A 16,841-nucleotide genomic window follows, 5' to 3' on the forward strand; every position below is an offset into this window, starting at 1 on the left:
GGCGGCGTTACGTAAACGGTGCGAAATTCCTAGGCTATCTTCACCATAACTTTGCAAACTTTGTATTGATCTTAACTGCATTCACAAAAAAGCTACTATATACTAGAGATATACACCTTCTTAAGGAAAACTTAAGTTAGGGATCAACGCTAAAAGTATAAAATCCTATGAAAACCTTACTGGGATCGACAGATTTGGATTATGTTTTCATGTTTACCTTTAAAAAGGTAAACTCGATTAAGCTAGAAGGTTTTAAGCAATTCTTTGATGATTTACCTATCGATCCTTACATCAAAGGTAAGTATCGCTACAGAAGATTATCGCGCTTCATGGTTAACGGCGATGAATTAATAAAGTTACCTCACGGCTACCTTTTCCAAAGCAAAGAATATAATCCGATAGTAGGAGACATTAAAAGAGATTTTGCTGAATTAGACGATGAAATGGTCGCGCAGGATATCTTTAAACATCTGATATTAGCTTTTACTGATTCCTGCAAACTTCACCCAGAAGCGGAAATCGGAATTCATCAAATTAGAACTACTTGTTCTCTTAATAATTTTGGCAATCCTGCACCTGAAGGTATCCATCAAGACGGTACTGATTTTGTTGGCATTTTCTCGGTTGATAGAACTAATATTATCGGAGGAGAAACACATCTTTACACGGGTAGAAGGGAAAAACCAGTGTTTAAGAAAGTCCTGAAGCCGGGGGAACTTTTGTTAGTGAATGACCATGAATTTTTCCACTTTACTACTCCGATTAAACCCGAATCTGCGGGTGTCGGAACAAGGGATGTGTTTGTGCTGACTTCCCCAAGTTTACTGACTAATTAATTATAGTTAGGGGCTAGGGACTAGGGGAAGAGGGAAAAACGGGAATAGAATCAATGGTTTTAGCCATAAGCGAGTGTCCTAACTTTCTTGGCGATTGCTAGAATTTTTATTCTGTCATTGCGAGCGCAGCCATCTTATTATTCTGTCATTGCGAGCGCAGCCATCTTATTATTCTGTCATTGCGAGCGCAGCCATCTTATTATTCTGTCATTGCGAGCGCAGCGAAGCAATCTCAATCCTCTGCGATTGCTTCGCTTCGCTCGCAATGACAAGTTACATTTTTATCTGTTAATTGGCATTCGTGGCGGTGCTGTTTTCCACATTAAGTCTATTTCTTCAGGCGTTAATCCGTAAGCTTGATTAACTAATTCTGATAGGCGTTGTTCGAGTTTTAATGCTTCAGCTTTTCGCGTTCTTACTTCGGGTATATACCGTATAAATTTTATCTAGCTAATCTTACAACAAATGCCAGTGATTTGTCAACCCTAAAATAAATTTTTAGCGATTTTTTTTTCAACCTTCGTAGCTGTCAAACCAATTTTGGTAAGTTTCCTGAACTTGATTATTTTCCAGCACAATTTCCAATCGGACTTTAGCACATCCGTGATGTGGCTGGTTGGCGATCGCATTTAAAACTTTACTAGCTTTTTGTACGGAAGTAAATTCAGCACTGACAGTAGGCTGAGCGTTAGCCTGCGCCATTTCTGCCAATTCTATGCCAGTAACCTGGCCTTCACCTAAATCAATTTCTGCAAGGCGCTCAGGTACTTCCCCCATTCGTTCAATAATCAGTTTCTCACGCCGGACAGGAACCTCTACCATCCGCGTTTCCACTTGTTTGCGGACAATGACCTCGCCTACTTTCCGCTTACTGCGATTAACAACTAAGCGTTCTTCGAGAAGCCTAATTTCCTTTTGCTCTACCGTTTCCGGTATCGCCATTAATTCCGCAAATTCGGAAAGAGCGATGGCTTCCTGATTCTGTACTATATTTGAGCTAACTTCCAGAGGATTCTCTGCCGTAATCGGCTCTACCACGCGGTTACTATGGAGTTTTGTTTTTATAGGTTCAAGTTCTTTATTAGACGCTTCACTCATGGGTTTTTACCTAAATAAATCTTTGTTAAAATTACAGGCAGAGCTGAGAAAATGCCCCACCTGCATTGCCTTTAAAGACTTTACTGCTTAGATATCTCAACCTCAATTGAGCTATCTATTTAACCATTGGCGGTTAAAATTTTAACGCATTTTGTTGTCAACAACTGGTTCGCCATTGGTTGTAACATCTAGCTCTTGGCGGCGCAATGTTTCTTCACCCTCAACAGTGTCGCGGGCAACTTCTTTTCTGACGTTGACTTGCTCGCGCACAAAAGCTTCTTTGTGAATATCAGCGGTTTCTTCGTAAACTTGCATCCGCGCAACTTCTCCTTCTTGGAAGTCAACAGCGCCGACAGGTACTTCTTTACCCGCGTCTGCTGGTGTCATGCGCTCGATCACAACCCGCTCTTTTTCAATAGGTACGGAAGCGCGTGCTGTTTCAGTTTCTACTCGCTTGCCAACTGCAACCTCACCTGTTTTTTGCCGGCTTTTATTCGCAATCAAACGTTCTTCATACAATTTCAGATTTTGATGATTTTGCTCGTTTGTATCGTAGAGGGGGCGGTCTAGATCGTAGTTGTAGGTACTGCGATCGTAGTCACTAGAAATGGGTGCAGCGTAATCAGCTTGATTGCGGTAAACTCCTCTGATCTGCTCTTCTTCGTTGTAATCAAGCGATTCTAGTTCATTGTAAGCAGGTAATTGTTCTACTTGGTCTTTATTGCGAATCCCAGTAGCAAATACGCGCCGCGCTCCATAATCGATGCGAGCCGAACCGATAGGAAGCAATACTTTCTTGCCAAAAATCCAAATTCCAGTATCGATTACTAAATAGCGAAAGCGACCAGTTTCATCAACTAGAGCGTCGTAAACGCTGCCAATTTTCTCGTTAGAGTCGCCGCCATAAACATCAAAACCTTTAATGTCATCCCCTGCAAAAATCTCTTCCTTATAGTTAGGATAAAAGTCTGCCAGCTTTAGAAGTGTCATGTTTTTTTCCCTCTTGTATCAACATATATAAAGCTAAAAGATTTATTAGTTATTCTCCATCTTCCTAAAGTCTGAACTGTTAAATTACTCTTTATTAATCCTTTTGAGTAGTTGTTCGGGCTCTGGCAAGGATGAGGGGATCGCTCTACCAAACTCAGCTAGTTATAGCTAAAGAAAGAGGGGAAATAGGATGGGTGCAATAGTTACAGCAATTAAGAACTTCCTCATGACCTTGGTGGTGGGGATCGCACTTAGCTATATTGTCTAAACTCACCAGATCGCCAGGAGTTTTAATGCCTTTCTCATAGGTAAAGTGTTCTTATCTAGGACTGTTAAATCAATTTCAGTCCTAGATAAGACCCTTTACCTATGAGCCAGAAATTGATTCTGGCGGGAACTTTGCCCCCATGAAACAAGGGTGAATATATCAGGTAAACTCTATTTTTACATTCGACAAGAACGTCGATCGCGATCGTCCTGCGGTTCTTGCCACCCATAAGAAAAATGACTGATAGCATTAATTTGTGGCGTAGCATTATGAATCGCCTGCATTTGAATTTCCAGCGAAGGTCGATTTTTCACAGGTTGACCCCAACCACCTGCGATCGCAGGTATAATTAAAGCTCCTTGAGGTGCCATAGTCACCACCCGCTGCACCTGTGGAAGAAGGCAACTCACATCTCCACAAGAACCATAAATCATCGAGTGAAATTCCATTGAACTAGGAAAACTATCCCAAGGTTGCAATCGCGAATCAAAACCCCCTGAATTTATCCTTCTATTCCCATCAGGAAAAAACACCGCTCCCACAGGTAAGCCCATCCTCTGAGCAGGTTGAATTGCTAACCCTAAAAACTCTAAAATCCCTTGCACCGCATGACCAACAGTTAGCGTCCACAGATCGTTTTGTAAAATCGCAGGGTCAACAAGCTTTGGCGGTGGCGGCACTTCTGGCTTGCCAGGAGCAGGTTTTTTGGGTGGTAGAGTTGAAGAATTAGGCTTACCTGAAGTAGGAGTTATTGTCGGCTTGGGCTCAGGTAAAGGAGTCCGCCCTGGCCAAAGCGGTTCTTTCTCTTTCGGATAAAGTTTGTTAGTAGCTTGCACGTCATTAAGATTAACAAATCCCCGTGCTAAATAGCGCTGAATTATATCTCGACCTTGCTGATTTTGAGCGCGTTGTAAAAGCACTGCTTGGGAAGCTTGACCGTAAATCCACAAATCTTGAACCTTCGTAGCAACAGAAGCCCCACCTACTCCACGCAAGTAGCGAACATAATCAAATAACATTCCATTTGGCCGCCGCTTCAGCAGTTGATTAATCATCACAGAATAATCTTGTCGAGCTTGCCGACTGTAGGGGTCAATAAAGGCGTAATTTTCCTGATTTTCTACTATTTGGTCAGAGCTATTATTGTCTTGACTAACTGTTAAAGTTGTCTGACCTTGACCGTTACGAGCAAGCGTTTCCTGTTTATCAGGACGTTGAGCATAAGTATAGCCGAAATTCATCGTAAACGACCAAGTGTAAACCTTTAAACCCCGTTGCTTACCCTTAGCAATCGCTTTTGCTAAAATATCGAATTTTTCATAGCCAGGGTTTCTCAAAACAGAAGGCCAAGCCGTCGGATTGTCGGCTACTGGTAATAGCACTTGACCATCATAAAATGCTTCTAAATAAACTTGGTTGTAGCCTTTATTAACAATGTTATCTAAAACTCTGTCTATTTCTCCTGGCCTCGCATCGCAGGGATATAAACGCAGCCAAATTGCCTGAGTTTGCGGCCAAGTTTTAGTCCGGCATTCTGCTACTTCCCGCGCGTGTTCAGTTAGGATAGAAAAATATGCTTGCTGAGATTCTGGCTTTCCTGTCAATGCTTGTTGGCGCAAGTTTTCTTTTTGCTGAATGTCATCTGGTGATAACTTGCAGTAGCTTAAAGTTTCCGCTTGAGCGGGATGACTTAAAATGAAGGGCTGGAAAAGGCTACTGGTTAAAACCGCAGCAACCACGCTCAATATCCGCCGCTGACCTTGAGTCGTGGTGTTCTGAGTTAAGGCAAATTTCATAAGGCAATAAGAAGATAACTCGTGAGGGAGAAAAAGGACATGATTCTATAGTTATTCAGCACCCTTAAAAACTTTTCCGCATTATCTGTAACAAAAAAAATGTAGTAGTGGCTTTAGCCGCTTTCATGATACAATTTATTGCTAAATTCACTACTACAAAGAAGGATATAATTGAGCGGCTAAAGCCACTACTACAAAAAAAGGAAAGATTTTTTGTTTGAATTTTCCCTTCTTTCTTGATAAATTAAGCTCCTCTCTTCAATGCAGCTTCTACCTGTTGAAATTCCGATTCTAGGCGTTTCTTCAATTTTTCTGGCAGAGGACGGTTAGGATAGGAACTGTAATGTCCAGCTAAAGAATTTAATGCTGTCCGCATTGTTGTAAAGGACGCAAGCTTGGTCAGCGAATTGTCCCGGCGGTAGGTAGCGGCAAAATCATTGATTTTTTGACGCGCATCTGCTTGAGCAGCGGTTTTATCTGGAGAATTGTCTGGTAAGGCGATCGCAGTTCTCAAACTGTTGACTAATCCTAATGTGTCTTGGCGATAATCTCCAGTCAAAGTGGACGGGACATTAGAACAGCCGATTAAGCCGATGACAACAACCAAAACCAAGGCTAGCAGGCGGGAAACATAGTGCTTCATAAGACTGATTAGAAACGGAACGCAAAATCCGTAATTAAATTTAACTTTAATCCTATCTTGATTTGGGGATCGCAGAACTAAATTACTATCAAATTATCTGGACATACCATTAAATATTTAATCTGTCAATCTCTAATCTTAAATATAAAATCAAATTTGGGTGATTTGTCCAGCTTGGACTGATAAAATTTGGGTTTGCTGCAACCACTGAGCATCAAAAGCGCCTAGGTGGGTAGTGGTAATCAGAGTTTGAAACCGCGCTTGAATGGTCTCTAAAAGTTGATTTTGGCGGTTGATATCTAGTTCTGCGAGTACGTCATCAAGCAATAATAGGGGAGGTTCGCCAACGACTTCTTCAATAAGCTGCAATTCAGCTAATTTTAATGCTAATACCAGAGTGCGCTGCTGACCTTGGGAACCGTATTGACGAGCAGGAGTATTATTAATACTAAAGGTAATATCATCTCGGTGGGGGCCGACTAAGGTAGTGCCTTGGTAATGTTCGGCGATCGCTCTTTCCCTAATTTTATCTAAAAAAGCTTGACGTACTCCTTCGAGATGATCGCGAGCAATTAATTCTTGCATTACTTCCACGTTAGCGATATATTTAATATCTAAAACTTCTTTACTGCCACTAATTGACTGATGCCAAGTTTGAGCTAAGGGAATTAACCGCTCTAAAACGCGATCTCGTCTGCGGATAACACGAGCCCCCGCAGTTGCTAACTGTGCATCCCATAAACCTAACTCAGAATTGGTAATTGGTGGTTGGTAATTGGTAGTTGGTGCCTGGTAGTTGGTAGTTGGTAATTCTCCTTTGTTCGCTTGCTCTTTCTCTCGCCTCAAAAGAGCATTTCTCTGCCGTAAAATTTGATTATATTGCTGTAAAATGTGAGCATAAACTGGTTCTAACTGAGTGACTAAACGATCGATCCAGTCCCGGCGATGTTCTGGGCCACTTCGCACTAAATCTAAGTCTAAACTTGAAAACTGCACTGCATTGAGTACGCTCAAAAAGTCTAAATGGCGGCGCAGTGGTTCGCCGTTGAGTCCAACAGTTCGCCTTCCCTGAGTGCGAAGGGTTAAAGTTAAATCTATTATCCCAGTTTGCCGTTCTAAGCTAGCATCAATTTGCCCTATAGGTTTAGCGTCAAGAATTAAATCGCGATCGCGTGTTGCTCGATGGCTTTTGAGAGTAGAAAGTAACTCTACTGCTTCTAATAAATTCGATTTCCCCTGAGCATTATTGCCCACTAAAATTGTTTTAGGAGCATCAAATATTACTTTCTGATCTCGGTAGTTACGAAACTGTCGGAGATGGAGACTTCTCAAATACATCAGAATTGGTAATTGGTAATTGGTAATTGGTAATTGGTAATTGGTAATTGGTAATTGGTAATTGGTAATGGCTAATAGCTAATTACCCATCTCCTCTGCTCCTCTGCTCCTCTGCTCTTCTGCTCCCCTAACCCCTTCTGCGATCTCATTTGTAGAGATGCAACTAATTGTATCTCTACAAATCTACAAACCAATTCTTTCTAATGCTGAGATTTATGGTAAAAGCGCACAAACAGCTTTTCCATTTCAATCCAAACAAACATCAGCGCACTAAAACCGAAGCAAATAGCAAGTTCCATCGGACTTAAAATCTGCGTACCGAAGAAGTCTCTCAGAAAAGGAACATAAATCAACATTAACTGCAAAATAGTAGTAACAATTACAGCGCCCCAAACAAAGAGATTAGTCATTGGGTTCAACTCAATTGTTAGCTGAGTATTAGAGCGAATAGCGATCGCGTGTCCCATCTGAGCTAAACAGAGAGTTGTAAACACCATTGTTTTCCAAGTGTCTCGATCGCCCGTATATTCAGGGGCGTGAGTAAAGCTATAAGCCCAACCCATCATCGTAATCGTGATAATTGCAAAAACAATCCCGATGCGAATCATGTATAACCCTAATCCCCTGGCAAAAATACTTTCGCGGGGACTGAAAGGAGGTCGTTTCATTACATTGGGTTCCGCTGGTTCCACCGCCAAAGCGAGAGCAGGAACGCCATCTGTAACTAAATTCATCCACAAAATTTGCAAAGGCGAGAGCGGAACTCCTCCCATACCAATTAAAGGAGCGGCTGCAATTGTCAAAACTTCGCCAATGTTGCTGCCCAAAATGTATTTAATAAAGCGGCGAATATTGGTGTAAACCACTCGCCCTTCCTCAGCGGCGGCGACGATGGTGGCAAAGTTGTCATCGATCAGCACCATATCGCTAGCTTCCTTGCTGACATCAGTGCCGGTGATACCCATTGCAATGCCGATATCTGCTTGTTTGAGGGCGGGAGCGTCATTTACGCCGTCTCCTGTCATCGCTACAAATTTGCCCAGACTTTGCAAGGCTTTAACTATTCGCAGCTTGTGTTCTGGGGATACACGGGCGTAGACGCTGACGCTGCTAACTAGCTGCTTGAGTTCTTCTTGACTGAGCCTTTCTAATTCTTGGCCAGTCAGGACGCGATCGCCTGCTTGGGCAATACCCAAATCTATGGCGATCGCCTTTGCTGTTAACTGGTGATCGCCTGTAATCATTACAGCGCGGATACCCCCGTCGCGACACTTTGCCACTGCGTCCCGCACTTCTGGCCGAGGTGCGTCTAGCATACACACCAGCCCCAGCCAAACCATATCTCTCTCGCTGGTTTCTTCAGAACCTTCTGAGGGCAAAGTTTCCCAAGATTTGTAGGCCAAACCAAGTACGCGGAGGCCGCGACTTGCCATATCGTTATTTTGTTCTAGGATAGTCGTGCGAACGTCATCGGCAAGGAAATCGGCGCGATCGCCGGTGACAATAGACTTACAGCGCTCCAAAATCAATTCTGGAGAGCCTTTGGTAAACATTAAATAATTTGCCTCTTGCTCATTTTCCAGAGGTACAGCCCATCTCCCCCCATGTCCTGGCATTTCGCAAATTACACTCATCCGCTTGCGTTCCGAGGAGAAGGGAAACTCCGCCACGCGGGGTAGAACTCCAGCTTGCTGTTCCCTGTAAATCCCGGCTTTCCCCGCCAAGGACAGTAGAGCTCCTTCTGTCGGGTCGCCTAAAATTATCCATTCGCCATTTTCTTGCTGCAATACTGCATCATTACAGACTGCACAGGCGACAAGTATAGATTCCAGTTCGGGATATTCTTCTAAATTCTCAATTTTGTTAGATTCATTGCTATCAATAAAGTCGCCGATGGGGGCGTAACCTTCACCGGTGAGGCTAGCTTTGTAGCTGGCGGTATTGACTCCCTGAACTACCATCTTATTTTGAGTCAGGGTACCAGTTTTATCTGAACAGATGGTGGTAACGGAACCTAAAGTTTCTACTGCTGGCAGTTTGCGGATTAGGGCGTTACGCTTGACCATCCGTCTAGTTCCCAGGGCTAGAGTGACTGTCACTACGGCTGAGAGACCTTCGGGAACGACGGCCACTGCCATACTTAGGGAGACTTCTAGTAGTTCTTCAAATCTACTGGTATCGAACCACAGGCCGCCACCATCAAACTTAAGCATTCCGCCAATGACGACGATCGCAACTAAGCCCAGAGCTCCTGTGACTAGGACATTTCCTAGCTGAGTCATCCGCCGTTGTAGGGGTGTTGGTTCGCTTTCTACGGACTGGAGAAGGGCGGCAATTTTACCCAGTTCCGTATCCATTGCTGTGCCGGTGACGATCGCTTTTGCCCTGCCTTGGACTACTTCTGTGCCTTGAAAAATTAAGTTGATGCGATCGCCTAAAGATGTGTCTTCTTTGAGTTCTACTCCAGCTTGTTTGGTGACAGGTACAGCTTCCCCTGTCAGGGCCGATTCTCTAACTTGTAGATTGGATGCTTCGATTAGGCGGCCATCTGCTGCTACTTTTACCCCAGCTTCTAGCAGCATGATGTCTCCGGGTACAAGTTCTTTGGCGGTAACTTCCGAAATTTTGCGATCGCGCACTACTCTGACTAGGGGGGAAGCCAGGTTTTTGAGGGCGGCCAGGGCTTTTTCGGCACCGCTTTCTTGGAGATAGCCCAAGATACCATTGAGAACTACTATGGCAAAAATCGCGATCGCGTCTTTGGGGAAACTGTTACTTCTGATGTCCAAAACAGCCGAAACTACGGCCACACCCATCAGCATCAACAGCATAATGTTGGTGAACTGATCGATAAAAATCGACAAAGGGCTACGCCCTGCTATTTCTTCGAGTTCGTTGGGGCCATATTGCTGCAAGCGTTCTGACACCTCTTGGGCGCTTAGACCAGTGTTGGGGTCGCTGCTTAGCTGTTGCAGGGTTTTGTCAATTTCTAGGCTGTGCCAAGCTAACGGAGAATTTGAAGGCATAGTTTGAGGATGGGGCATTGGGCTTACGGCATTGGGCTGGTGGGGTTTGTTGTTGGAGAAACAACGAAGCAGGAGGGAGAAGAAAATTTGCCGATTTCTTGCTCTCTGCGTCCGTTTACTTTCCTCCGGCTGAATAACTTTGACCACTACATAAAAATTAGCAATTTTTTGGGGTTTTACCCAAGTAGCTGCGGTCAATCCTTTGAGTTTAAGGATTTTGACTTTTACACCGCAGCCTGACGGCTGGCGGGGGGTAGGAATCTCTAACTTTTAATTTTCCCTAATCGTGGCACTTTTGTAAACTAAAGTAAAGAAATTAGAGCTTCGGTGGCGGTTAGTGTAGGGAAGAGCGACTGAGATTCTTAAGAAATTGCGTTCTTAATATCCCTATTGCTAGGGTTCCCAAACTCAGTGCGTTTGCTCATAGAGCGCACTGATATCTTTTGGGCGTTTAGGTGCTCAACACCAAGTTTCGCGGAGTCCCCACGTACTATTTCAAATGCTCGATCTCTGATAGTTTTTGCAGCCCCAATATCGGCGTGTTTGTGATAGCCACATTTAACACAGATGAACTTTTCGCCATCTCTATTTGATTTGTCGATATGTCCACAACTTCTGCATTCTTGGCTAGAGTGTTTGGGATTAACTTTAATCACAGTTTTGCCCTGCTTCACAGCTAGATACTCAACCTTTAAAATTAACTCACCCCAACTTGCATCAGAGATAGAATGGTAAATCCATTTGGGATTGAGCGAGAGTTGTAAAACCGCATCCATCCCAGTTTGGGGAGGTAAATTTTATTACCCTTAATTTTTACCCCCATCGCATAAGTAAAGGATGTGAAATTACTGCGATTCTTGGATTTAGGAAAGCCTCGCCCCTCAAAGAAATTCTTGTAAGCTGTGTCCAATCTTTTAACATTTTGTTGTAGAACTGTTGCATCTATGGCGTTGTACCAAGGTCTAGCAACTTTCAATTCTGGTAATGCAGTGATTTGAATATCGCCAGCACTTCGACGAGGATTTCTAGCTTTACCTTTTTTGTCAAACTTAGAATCTTTCCAAGGATTTCCGGTTGCGCCACTTTTGCTAACAAAGCAAGTTAAGGGCGAAGCTTCCGCCTTGGTTTTAATGCAACAGTAATCGCCTTGGATAAATTGTTGATTGTACTGGGTAATCCTGTCGTTTAAATTCCAGTTGTACTGACTTCGCAACATATCTACCCAAGTAGACATTTTTGATGATTGTGTTTGATTAGGGCGTAATTTATAAATGTAGTTCGTTAACACTATCACTTACCTCCTTGTCTTTATATTAATACCTTTTGCACTTTTCAAATATTAAGAATTAAGAAAGATTCACGGCGGTTAAAACCGCCCGTGCCGCTTTCATCTCAGGTCTAAAGACTCTGAGTTTTCCGCTTAACGAACTTATTTTATAAAAGGGGGCGAACTATTTCGTAATAGTGGCGTTAGCCGATTCTTAATAAAAAACTTTAATTTACTTTATATTACTTAATAAAACGGAAAGCAAGGGAGATTGCGCTGGGGCGATCGCGCCTTAGCCCCTTTCGTTGCAGAGTCCTTCTTCCCAAAAAAAGTAGACCCGAAGACCCTCCAGCTTTGAAGCTCCGCAAGCGCATCTATCAAAAGGAGTAAATTTTTGCAGTTGCACCCTACCACTTTTAATCTATGAAAAAAGATTAACTTCCTTAATAATTTGTAATAAACAAACGCTCGACACCATTGTATAAAGAGTATCTGAAGGGTTAAAACAGCAGGCAATAAGTTAACAAAAACACTGATTGACAAGGTTGATCGCCTCTCATAAACGGTGTAAAATTCTCTAAGGTTTCTTAAAACGCCCGTTGTGCGGCAGAAAAAAGCCACAGCACAGGTGAAGCGAGAAACCAAGCCGGCCAGCCTAGTAGCTGGTATCTGTATTAGACCTTTCCAGGCTCTCTAGCAGCCTGAATCGAATTTAACTGAACAGTTTTGTATCGTAATTAAGTCAAAGTTAGGAGAGTTCGTTCATGTTTGACGCATTCACCAAAGTGGTTTCCCAAGCTGACGCTCGCGGCGAATTCCTCGCCACCAGTCAATTGGATGCCCTGAGCAGCATGGTTGGAGAAGGCAGCAAGCGCCTTGATGCAGTTAACCGCATCACCGGCAACGCTTCCACCATCGTTGCTAACGCAGCCCGTTCCCTGTTCGCTGAGCAACCACAATTGATCGCTCCCGGCGGCAATGCTTACACCAACCGTCGCATGGCAGCTTGCTTGCGCGACATGGAAATCATCTTGCGCTACGTAACCTACGCAACGTTTGCAGGTGATGCCAGTGTTCTAGACGATCGCTGCTTGAATGGCTTGCGCGAAACCTACCAAGCTCTGGGTACTCCCGGCGGTTCCGTAGCAGCAGGCGTGCAAAAAATGAAGGAAGCCGCGATCGCGATCGTTAGCGATACCAATGGTATCACTCGTGGTGATTGCAGCTCCTTGATCTCTGAAATCGGTGGCTACTTCGACCGCGCAGCATCGGCAGTAGGCTAAAAAGCCTTGCGGGTTATATCTGTAAAGACGCGACTTGCTCGCATCTGGACAAAACAAACTTGTTTACGAATACCAAAGCAAAACACTAGGGAGATACCTCAACAATGAAAACCCCTTTGACTGAAGCAGTCACAGCCGCCGATTCTCAAGGCCGCTTCCTGAGCAGCACCGAACTCCAAGTAGCTTTCGGTCGCTTCCGCCAAGCTACCGCTGGCTTAGAAGCAGCAAAATCGTTGACCGCTAACGCTCAGCGCTTAACTGATGGTGCAGCCCAAGCAGTGTACAACAAATTCCCGTACACCACCCAAATGCAAGGCAACAACTACGCCTCCACTCAAACTGGTAAGGCAAAGTGCGCCCGTGACATCGGCTACTACCTACGTCAGATCACTTACTGCTTGGTTGCTGGTGGTACTGGCCCCATCGACGAATACCTGATTGCAGGACTCGACGAAATCAACCGTACCTTTGAGTTGTCTCCTAGCTGGTACGTTGAAGCCCTTAAGTACATCAAAGCTAACCACGGTTTAAGCGGCGACTCCGCTGTGGAAGCCAACTCCTACATCGACTACGCAATCAACGCCCTGAGCTAGATCGCGCACGTGATGCCCGGAAAGGTAAGCTGCTGTTAGCAAATGGGTTAGCGGTTGTTTACATTTCCGGGCATCTTCGGTTTTCAGCAGATGCTGCAAAGAGCAATAAACAAGTTTTCTGGTTGGAAGTTAATTAAGAGCAAACCGATAAAAAATTGACTGTATGCGGCAGTGTCACAAACATTTCCCTAGCTTAAAGAAGGGACGCAGCTCTTTAATTAGTTGCCTGTTAACTGCTGAGCCGCCAACAGTTAAAAGTTAACAACCAACACCTGACCATAAGGTTTTAGATTTTTAATTTTGGATGATTTTTTTGGAGGAAGCCCCTAGCTTTAGCGAGGGAAAAAAATTGCTTTGTCTAGAATTTTTAAACCTTCTATGTTGGATTAGGGATAAATCCAAAATCTAAAATCCAAAGTCTAAAATCGAAATGACGATATTGTTAATCACAGGAGGATTTGACGTGCCTATTACCGCCGAAGCATCCAGACTGGGAACATCAGCTTATAGCGATGTGTCCAAAGTTGAATTGCGCCAGAATTGGACAAAAGAAGACGCTCAAATTGTAATTAAGGCAGTTTACCGCCAGCTATTGGGCAACGACTACTTGATGAAATCAGAGCGCCTAGTCAGTGCTGAGTCTTTGCTGTGTGACGGTAGCTTGACGGTACGAGAATTTGTCCGCGCTGTGGCGAAATCAGAACTGTACAAAACCAAGTTTTTCTACAGCAGTTTCCAAACCCGCTTGATTGAACTTAATTACAAACATTTGCTAGGTCGCGCCCCCTACGATGAGTCGGAGGTGATCCATCACTTGGATTTGTATCAATCTGAAGGTTACGACGCTGATATTGATTCCTACATTGACTCGGTAGAGTATCAAGAAAACTTCGGTGAAGATGTTGTGCCTTACTACCGAGGCTTTACTATCCAACGGGGACAAAAAACACTTGGGTTTACCCGGATGTTCCGGTTGTACCGGGGCTATGCTAATAGCGATCGCGCACAACTAGAAGGTAATGCGTCTCGCCTAGCTGTGGAACTTGGTTCTAACACAGCTAGTTCTATTGTTGGGCCCTCTGGCTCTAACGAAGGTTGGGCATACCGCTCTTCTAAGACAAACGTTACTCCTAGTAGCGGTTTGGGTGGTGCAGCAGCTTACGGCAAAGAAGGTCGTCTGTTCCGCGTTGAGGTAGCAGGTATTCGGGTTGGCGGATATCCCAGCGTGCGCCGCAGTAGCAGAGCTTTCATCGTGCCTTACGAAGCTCTCTCCAGCGAAATGCAAAAATTTCAGCGCCTTGGTGGTAAAATTGCCAGCATTACTGCTATTTAGTTAACAGTTAACTATTAACTGTTAATCATGGCAATTTGGTTGAAAAATCTTCAAGATTTGGAAGTGAAAGCACAATGTTAGCTCAAAATGTAGCTGGAAAATCAACCACTTCAGTGTCTAGCAGTCGCTGCTTCCGCTATGAAGTGACTGGCTTGCGCCAAAATGAAAAAACGGATAACAATGGCTATCCGATTCGCTCTAGTGGCACTATATCGATCGCCGTGCCTTACAACCGGATGAATCAAGAAATGGAACGGATTAGTCGTTTGGGTGGAACAATTGTCGGCATTCACCCATTGACAAATGGTTCAGAAGCCGAACAGAACTAATAGCTAATTGCTAATAGCTAATTGCTAATAGCTAATTGTTGATTGCTAGTTATAAAAATTAGCAATTGGGAGTTAGTTGTTAGCAATTAATCATTTATAGCAGAAGGAAGAAGGTAGAAGGTAGTTGCTATATATAAAAAATTATGGAGTATTCAGAAGTAGGTTTGCCACCAGAGATGAGTGGGGCCGAGTCTTTAACAGTGGAGGTGGCGATCGCGAATTTGCGCCACGAAGATTATAGCCTTCGCTATTATGCTGCTTGGTGGATTGGTCGCTTTCGAGTGAAGGAACCAGAGGCAATTGCTGGTTTGATTGCGGCTTTGGAAGAAGAGTCAGAACTGACGCGATCGGGTGACTATTCCCTACAACGCAATGCAGCGCGGGCATTGGGAAAACTAGAAGATAAACAAGCAGTACCGATACTGATTAAATGTTTAGAATGCTCCGACTATTATGTGCGGGAAGCGGCAGTACAGGCTCTAGAAATGTTGGGCGATCGCACCGCCATTCCCGCACTGGTGAAACTGCTAGAAGGGGGTTTGGCTGCTGCGGTGCGAGTACCCGGAAAAGCTCATTTAGTTCAGCCTTACGATGGTATCATTGAAGCATTAGGAACCCTCCAAGCTCGATCGGGAACAGAGTTAATTGCACCATTTCTAGAGCATTCTGTAGAGCGGGTGCAGTATGCCGCTGCGCGGGCGATGTATCAATTAACTGGGGATGGGGTTTATGGCGATCGCTTAGTTAGAGCTTTAGATGGTGGCGATTTGCAATTACGGCGATCGGCTTTAATGGATTTAGGGGCGATCGGTTATTTGCCCGGAGCTAGTGCGATCGCAGAAACTTTAGCAGAAAATAGTCTTAAACTGATTGCCCTTAAAGGAATCTTAGAATACCACCTGAACCAAACACAATCCCTCTGTTTATCTGATGAATCTGTCCAGGTAATGACGCTCATGGATAGTCTACTCTAAATTTTTCTTCGTTGAGTAAATCTTAATACAAGTAAATGGTAATAGAATTAATTCGTGAAGTTGAAAAAGCAGATTCAGCCGATAGCTTATTAAACGCAGTCAAAGCTCTAGCTGCAACTGGTTCTGAGGGCGCAATTCCTACCTTAATTACGGTTCTCGGCTATAACAATCCCGGTGCGGCAGTTGCAGCCGTTGACGGTCTAATTCAAGTGGGAGAAGCCGCCGTACTGCCCTTGCTAGAACAGCTTGACGGTTATAATTATGGTGCTAGAGCTTGGGCAATTCGAGCCTTAGCAGGAGTTGGAGATCCACGCGGTTTAGAGATTTTATTAGATGCAGCCGTTAATGACTTTGCTCTCAGCGTCCGCCGTGCGGCTACTAGGGGTTTAGGTACAATTTGCTGGCAACAATTACCACCAGAAAAAGTTGCAGAGGCTCAATTAATGGCCTGCAAAACTCTGCTACAAGCGTCTCAAGACCCGGAGTGGGTGGTTCGCTATGCAGCAGTGGGGGGTTTGCAAGCTTTGGCTGCGGCGACAGTGCAGCCTAATTGGTTGGCAGAGGTTTTGGCTCGGTTTGAAGAAATAATCAAGACAGATGAAACTTTGGCAGTTCGTGCTCGTGCAATGTTAGCTAATCAACAATTATTGCTAACAGTTAACAGTTAACTGTTAACTGTAGTCACCTCTTGAGTAAGGCTTGCGCGATCGCAGTTTCTAAGTCGCCTTGACTCAGAGTTGTTAATATAAATACCTCTTGTACAGTTTTACCCTGTCTGGCGATTAGTTTAAATCCGCCACGAATGGGTACTGATACTCTTAATGTTAAGCGGGGAATATGGCCTCTAACATGGCCGATGACGGCTGGAGTGACTGTTTGAATGCCGTTTAGATAGGTGAGGCGCTCTAGGATGGGGATTAAACCGGGGATGTGTGTGGAATGGTTCCAAACTAGGCGGCCTTTAGATGAAGAGTTCATGATATTTTAACCAAAATCAACATACCCAGTCTAGTCCACTATTCTGTTGACAAGGTTAGATGGTGGTGTTTTTATGGGATAGATAGGTT

16 protein-coding genes are annotated in these 16,841 nt (G+C 44.2%); 8 read left to right on the forward strand and 8 right to left on the reverse strand.

Going from position 1 to position 16,841, the window contains the following annotated elements; all coding sequences use genetic code 11:
• Nucleotides 1-167 precede the first annotated feature (167 nt).
• Nucleotides 168-836, forward strand: a complete 669-nt coding sequence (locus PY364_RS16010; protein ID WP_275523975.1) for a 2OG-Fe dioxygenase family protein — start codon at nucleotides 168-170, stop codon at nucleotides 834-836.
• 513 nt (nucleotides 837-1,349) lie between these two features.
• Here the strand turns inward: PY364_RS16010 and PY364_RS16015 are convergent.
• The 6 genes from PY364_RS16015 to PY364_RS16040 all read right to left on the reverse strand — a co-directional run bounded on the left by PY364_RS16015 (nucleotide 1,350) and on the right by PY364_RS16040 (nucleotide 9,995).
• Nucleotides 1,350-1,934, reverse strand: coding sequence for a DUF2382 domain-containing protein (locus PY364_RS16015; RefSeq protein ID WP_275523976.1), 585 nt, complete (start codon nucleotides 1,932-1,934; stop codon nucleotides 1,350-1,352).
• Between the two features lie 141 nt (nucleotides 1,935-2,075).
• Nucleotides 2,076-2,924 carry a DUF2382 domain-containing protein gene (locus tag PY364_RS16020; RefSeq protein WP_275523978.1) on the reverse strand — a complete coding sequence of 283 codons (849 nt, stop codon included), beginning with the start codon at nucleotides 2,922-2,924 and terminating at the stop codon, nucleotides 2,076-2,078.
• A 444-nt stretch (nucleotides 2,925-3,368) separates the two neighbouring features.
• On the reverse strand, nucleotides 3,369-4,988 hold the full coding sequence (locus tag PY364_RS16025) for a hypothetical protein (protein WP_275523980.1): 1,620 nt from the start codon (nucleotides 4,986-4,988) through the stop codon (nucleotides 3,369-3,371).
• A gap of 244 nt (nucleotides 4,989-5,232) precedes the next feature.
• A complete protein-coding gene (gene psb27 / locus PY364_RS16030; protein WP_275523981.1) occupies nucleotides 5,233-5,631 on the reverse strand; it encodes a photosystem II protein Psb27 in 399 nt (132 codons plus the stop codon).
• Nucleotides 5,632-5,781: 150 nt separating this feature from the next.
• Nucleotides 5,782-6,969 (reverse strand): DNA replication/repair protein RecF, encoded by a 1,188-nt coding sequence (gene recF / locus PY364_RS16035; RefSeq protein WP_275523982.1) that lies wholly within the window; start codon nucleotides 6,967-6,969, stop codon nucleotides 5,782-5,784.
• Between the two features lie 200 nt (nucleotides 6,970-7,169).
• Nucleotides 7,170-9,995 (reverse strand): cation-transporting P-type ATPase, encoded by a 2,826-nt coding sequence (locus tag PY364_RS16040; protein ID WP_275523983.1) that lies wholly within the window; start codon nucleotides 9,993-9,995, stop codon nucleotides 7,170-7,172.
• Nucleotides 9,996-10,004: 9 nt separating this feature from the next.
• Here PY364_RS16040 and PY364_RS16045 point away from each other — a divergent pair, with 9 nt between their 5' ends.
• Nucleotides 10,005-10,235 (forward strand): hypothetical protein, encoded by a 231-nt coding sequence (locus tag PY364_RS16045; protein ID WP_275523984.1) that lies wholly within the window; start codon nucleotides 10,005-10,007, stop codon nucleotides 10,233-10,235.
• Between the two features lie 457 nt (nucleotides 10,236-10,692).
• Here the strand turns inward: PY364_RS16045 and PY364_RS16055 are convergent, their stop codons facing one another.
• Nucleotides 10,693-11,229: a transposase gene (locus PY364_RS16055; protein WP_275523986.1), complete on the reverse strand. Its 537-nt coding sequence runs from the start codon at nucleotides 11,227-11,229 to the stop codon at nucleotides 10,693-10,695.
• A gap of 797 nt (nucleotides 11,230-12,026) precedes the next feature.
• Here PY364_RS16055 and PY364_RS16060 point away from each other — a divergent pair.
• From PY364_RS16060 to PY364_RS16085, 6 genes are all read left to right on the forward strand, one after another.
• On the forward strand, nucleotides 12,027-12,545 hold the full coding sequence (locus tag PY364_RS16060) for a phycocyanin subunit beta (RefSeq protein ID WP_275523987.1): 519 nt from the start codon (nucleotides 12,027-12,029) through the stop codon (nucleotides 12,543-12,545).
• A 104-nt stretch (nucleotides 12,546-12,649) separates the two neighbouring features.
• Nucleotides 12,650-13,138 (forward strand): phycocyanin subunit alpha, encoded by a 489-nt coding sequence (cpcA, locus tag PY364_RS16065; protein WP_275523989.1) that lies wholly within the window; start codon nucleotides 12,650-12,652, stop codon nucleotides 13,136-13,138.
• A gap of 463 nt (nucleotides 13,139-13,601) precedes the next feature.
• On the forward strand, nucleotides 13,602-14,471 hold the full coding sequence (locus PY364_RS16070) for a phycobilisome linker polypeptide (RefSeq protein ID WP_275524029.1): 870 nt from the start codon (nucleotides 13,602-13,604) through the stop codon (nucleotides 14,469-14,471).
• 74 nt (nucleotides 14,472-14,545) lie between these two features.
• Complete coding sequence (locus tag PY364_RS16075; protein ID WP_275523991.1) at nucleotides 14,546-14,800, forward strand: phycobilisome linker polypeptide; 255 nt, start codon at nucleotides 14,546-14,548, stop codon at nucleotides 14,798-14,800.
• A 143-nt stretch (nucleotides 14,801-14,943) separates the two neighbouring features.
• The gene (locus PY364_RS16080) at nucleotides 14,944-15,774 is read left to right on the forward strand and encodes a HEAT repeat domain-containing protein (protein WP_275523993.1); all 831 of its coding nucleotides are present in this window, start codon (nucleotides 14,944-14,946) and stop codon (nucleotides 15,772-15,774) included.
• Between the two features lie 35 nt (nucleotides 15,775-15,809).
• On the forward strand, nucleotides 15,810-16,442 hold the full coding sequence (locus tag PY364_RS16085) for a HEAT repeat domain-containing protein (RefSeq protein WP_275523994.1): 633 nt from the start codon (nucleotides 15,810-15,812) through the stop codon (nucleotides 16,440-16,442).
• 13 nt (nucleotides 16,443-16,455) lie between these two features.
• Here the strand turns inward: PY364_RS16085 and PY364_RS16090 are convergent, their stop codons facing one another.
• Nucleotides 16,456-16,752, reverse strand: a complete 297-nt coding sequence (locus tag PY364_RS16090; RefSeq protein ID WP_275523996.1) for a DUF2103 domain-containing protein — start codon at nucleotides 16,750-16,752, stop codon at nucleotides 16,456-16,458.
• Nucleotides 16,753-16,841 lie beyond the last annotated feature (89 nt).

The sequence above is a fragment of the Kamptonema sp. UHCC 0994 genome, from assembly GCF_029167235.1.
GTDB lineage: Bacteria > Cyanobacteriota > Cyanobacteriia > Cyanobacteriales > Microcoleaceae > Kamptonema.

Excerpts from the sequence above, each read along its gene's own strand:
- psb27 (WP_275523981.1), bottom strand. The coding sequence starts at position 5,631 with ATGAAGCACTATGTTTCCCGCCTGCTAGCCTTGGTTTTGGTTGTTGTC.
- PY364_RS16020 (WP_275523978.1), bottom strand. The coding sequence starts at position 2,924 with ATGACACTTCTAAAGCTGGCAGACTTTTATCCTAACTATAAGGAAGAG.
- PY364_RS16015 (WP_275523976.1), bottom strand. The coding sequence starts at position 1,934 with ATGAGTGAAGCGTCTAATAAAGAACTTGAACCTATAAAAACAAAACTC.
- PY364_RS16040 (WP_275523983.1), bottom strand. The coding sequence starts at position 9,995 with ATGCCTTCAAATTCTCCGTTAGCTTGGCACAGCCTAGAAATTGACAAA.
- cpcA (WP_275523989.1), top strand. The coding sequence starts at position 12,650 with ATGAAAACCCCTTTGACTGAAGCAGTCACAGCCGCCGATTCTCAAGGC.
- PY364_RS16060 (WP_275523987.1), top strand. The coding sequence starts at position 12,027 with ATGTTTGACGCATTCACCAAAGTGGTTTCCCAAGCTGACGCTCGCGGC.
- PY364_RS16055 (WP_275523986.1), bottom strand. The coding sequence starts at position 11,229 with ATGTCTACTTGGGTAGATATGTTGCGAAGTCAGTACAACTGGAATTTA.
- PY364_RS16075 (WP_275523991.1), top strand. The coding sequence starts at position 14,546 with ATGTTAGCTCAAAATGTAGCTGGAAAATCAACCACTTCAGTGTCTAGC.
- PY364_RS16010 (WP_275523975.1), top strand. The coding sequence starts at position 168 with ATGAAAACCTTACTGGGATCGACAGATTTGGATTATGTTTTCATGTTT.
- recF (WP_275523982.1), bottom strand. The coding sequence starts at position 6,969 with ATGTATTTGAGAAGTCTCCATCTCCGACAGTTTCGTAACTACCGAGAT.
- PY364_RS16080 (WP_275523993.1), top strand. The coding sequence starts at position 14,944 with ATGGAGTATTCAGAAGTAGGTTTGCCACCAGAGATGAGTGGGGCCGAG.
- PY364_RS16085 (WP_275523994.1), top strand. The coding sequence starts at position 15,810 with ATGGTAATAGAATTAATTCGTGAAGTTGAAAAAGCAGATTCAGCCGAT.
- PY364_RS16025 (WP_275523980.1), bottom strand. The coding sequence starts at position 4,988 with ATGAAATTTGCCTTAACTCAGAACACCACGACTCAAGGTCAGCGGCGG.
- PY364_RS16090 (WP_275523996.1), bottom strand. The coding sequence starts at position 16,752 with ATGAACTCTTCATCTAAAGGCCGCCTAGTTTGGAACCATTCCACACAC.
- PY364_RS16045 (WP_275523984.1), top strand. The coding sequence starts at position 10,005 with ATGGGGCATTGGGCTTACGGCATTGGGCTGGTGGGGTTTGTTGTTGGA.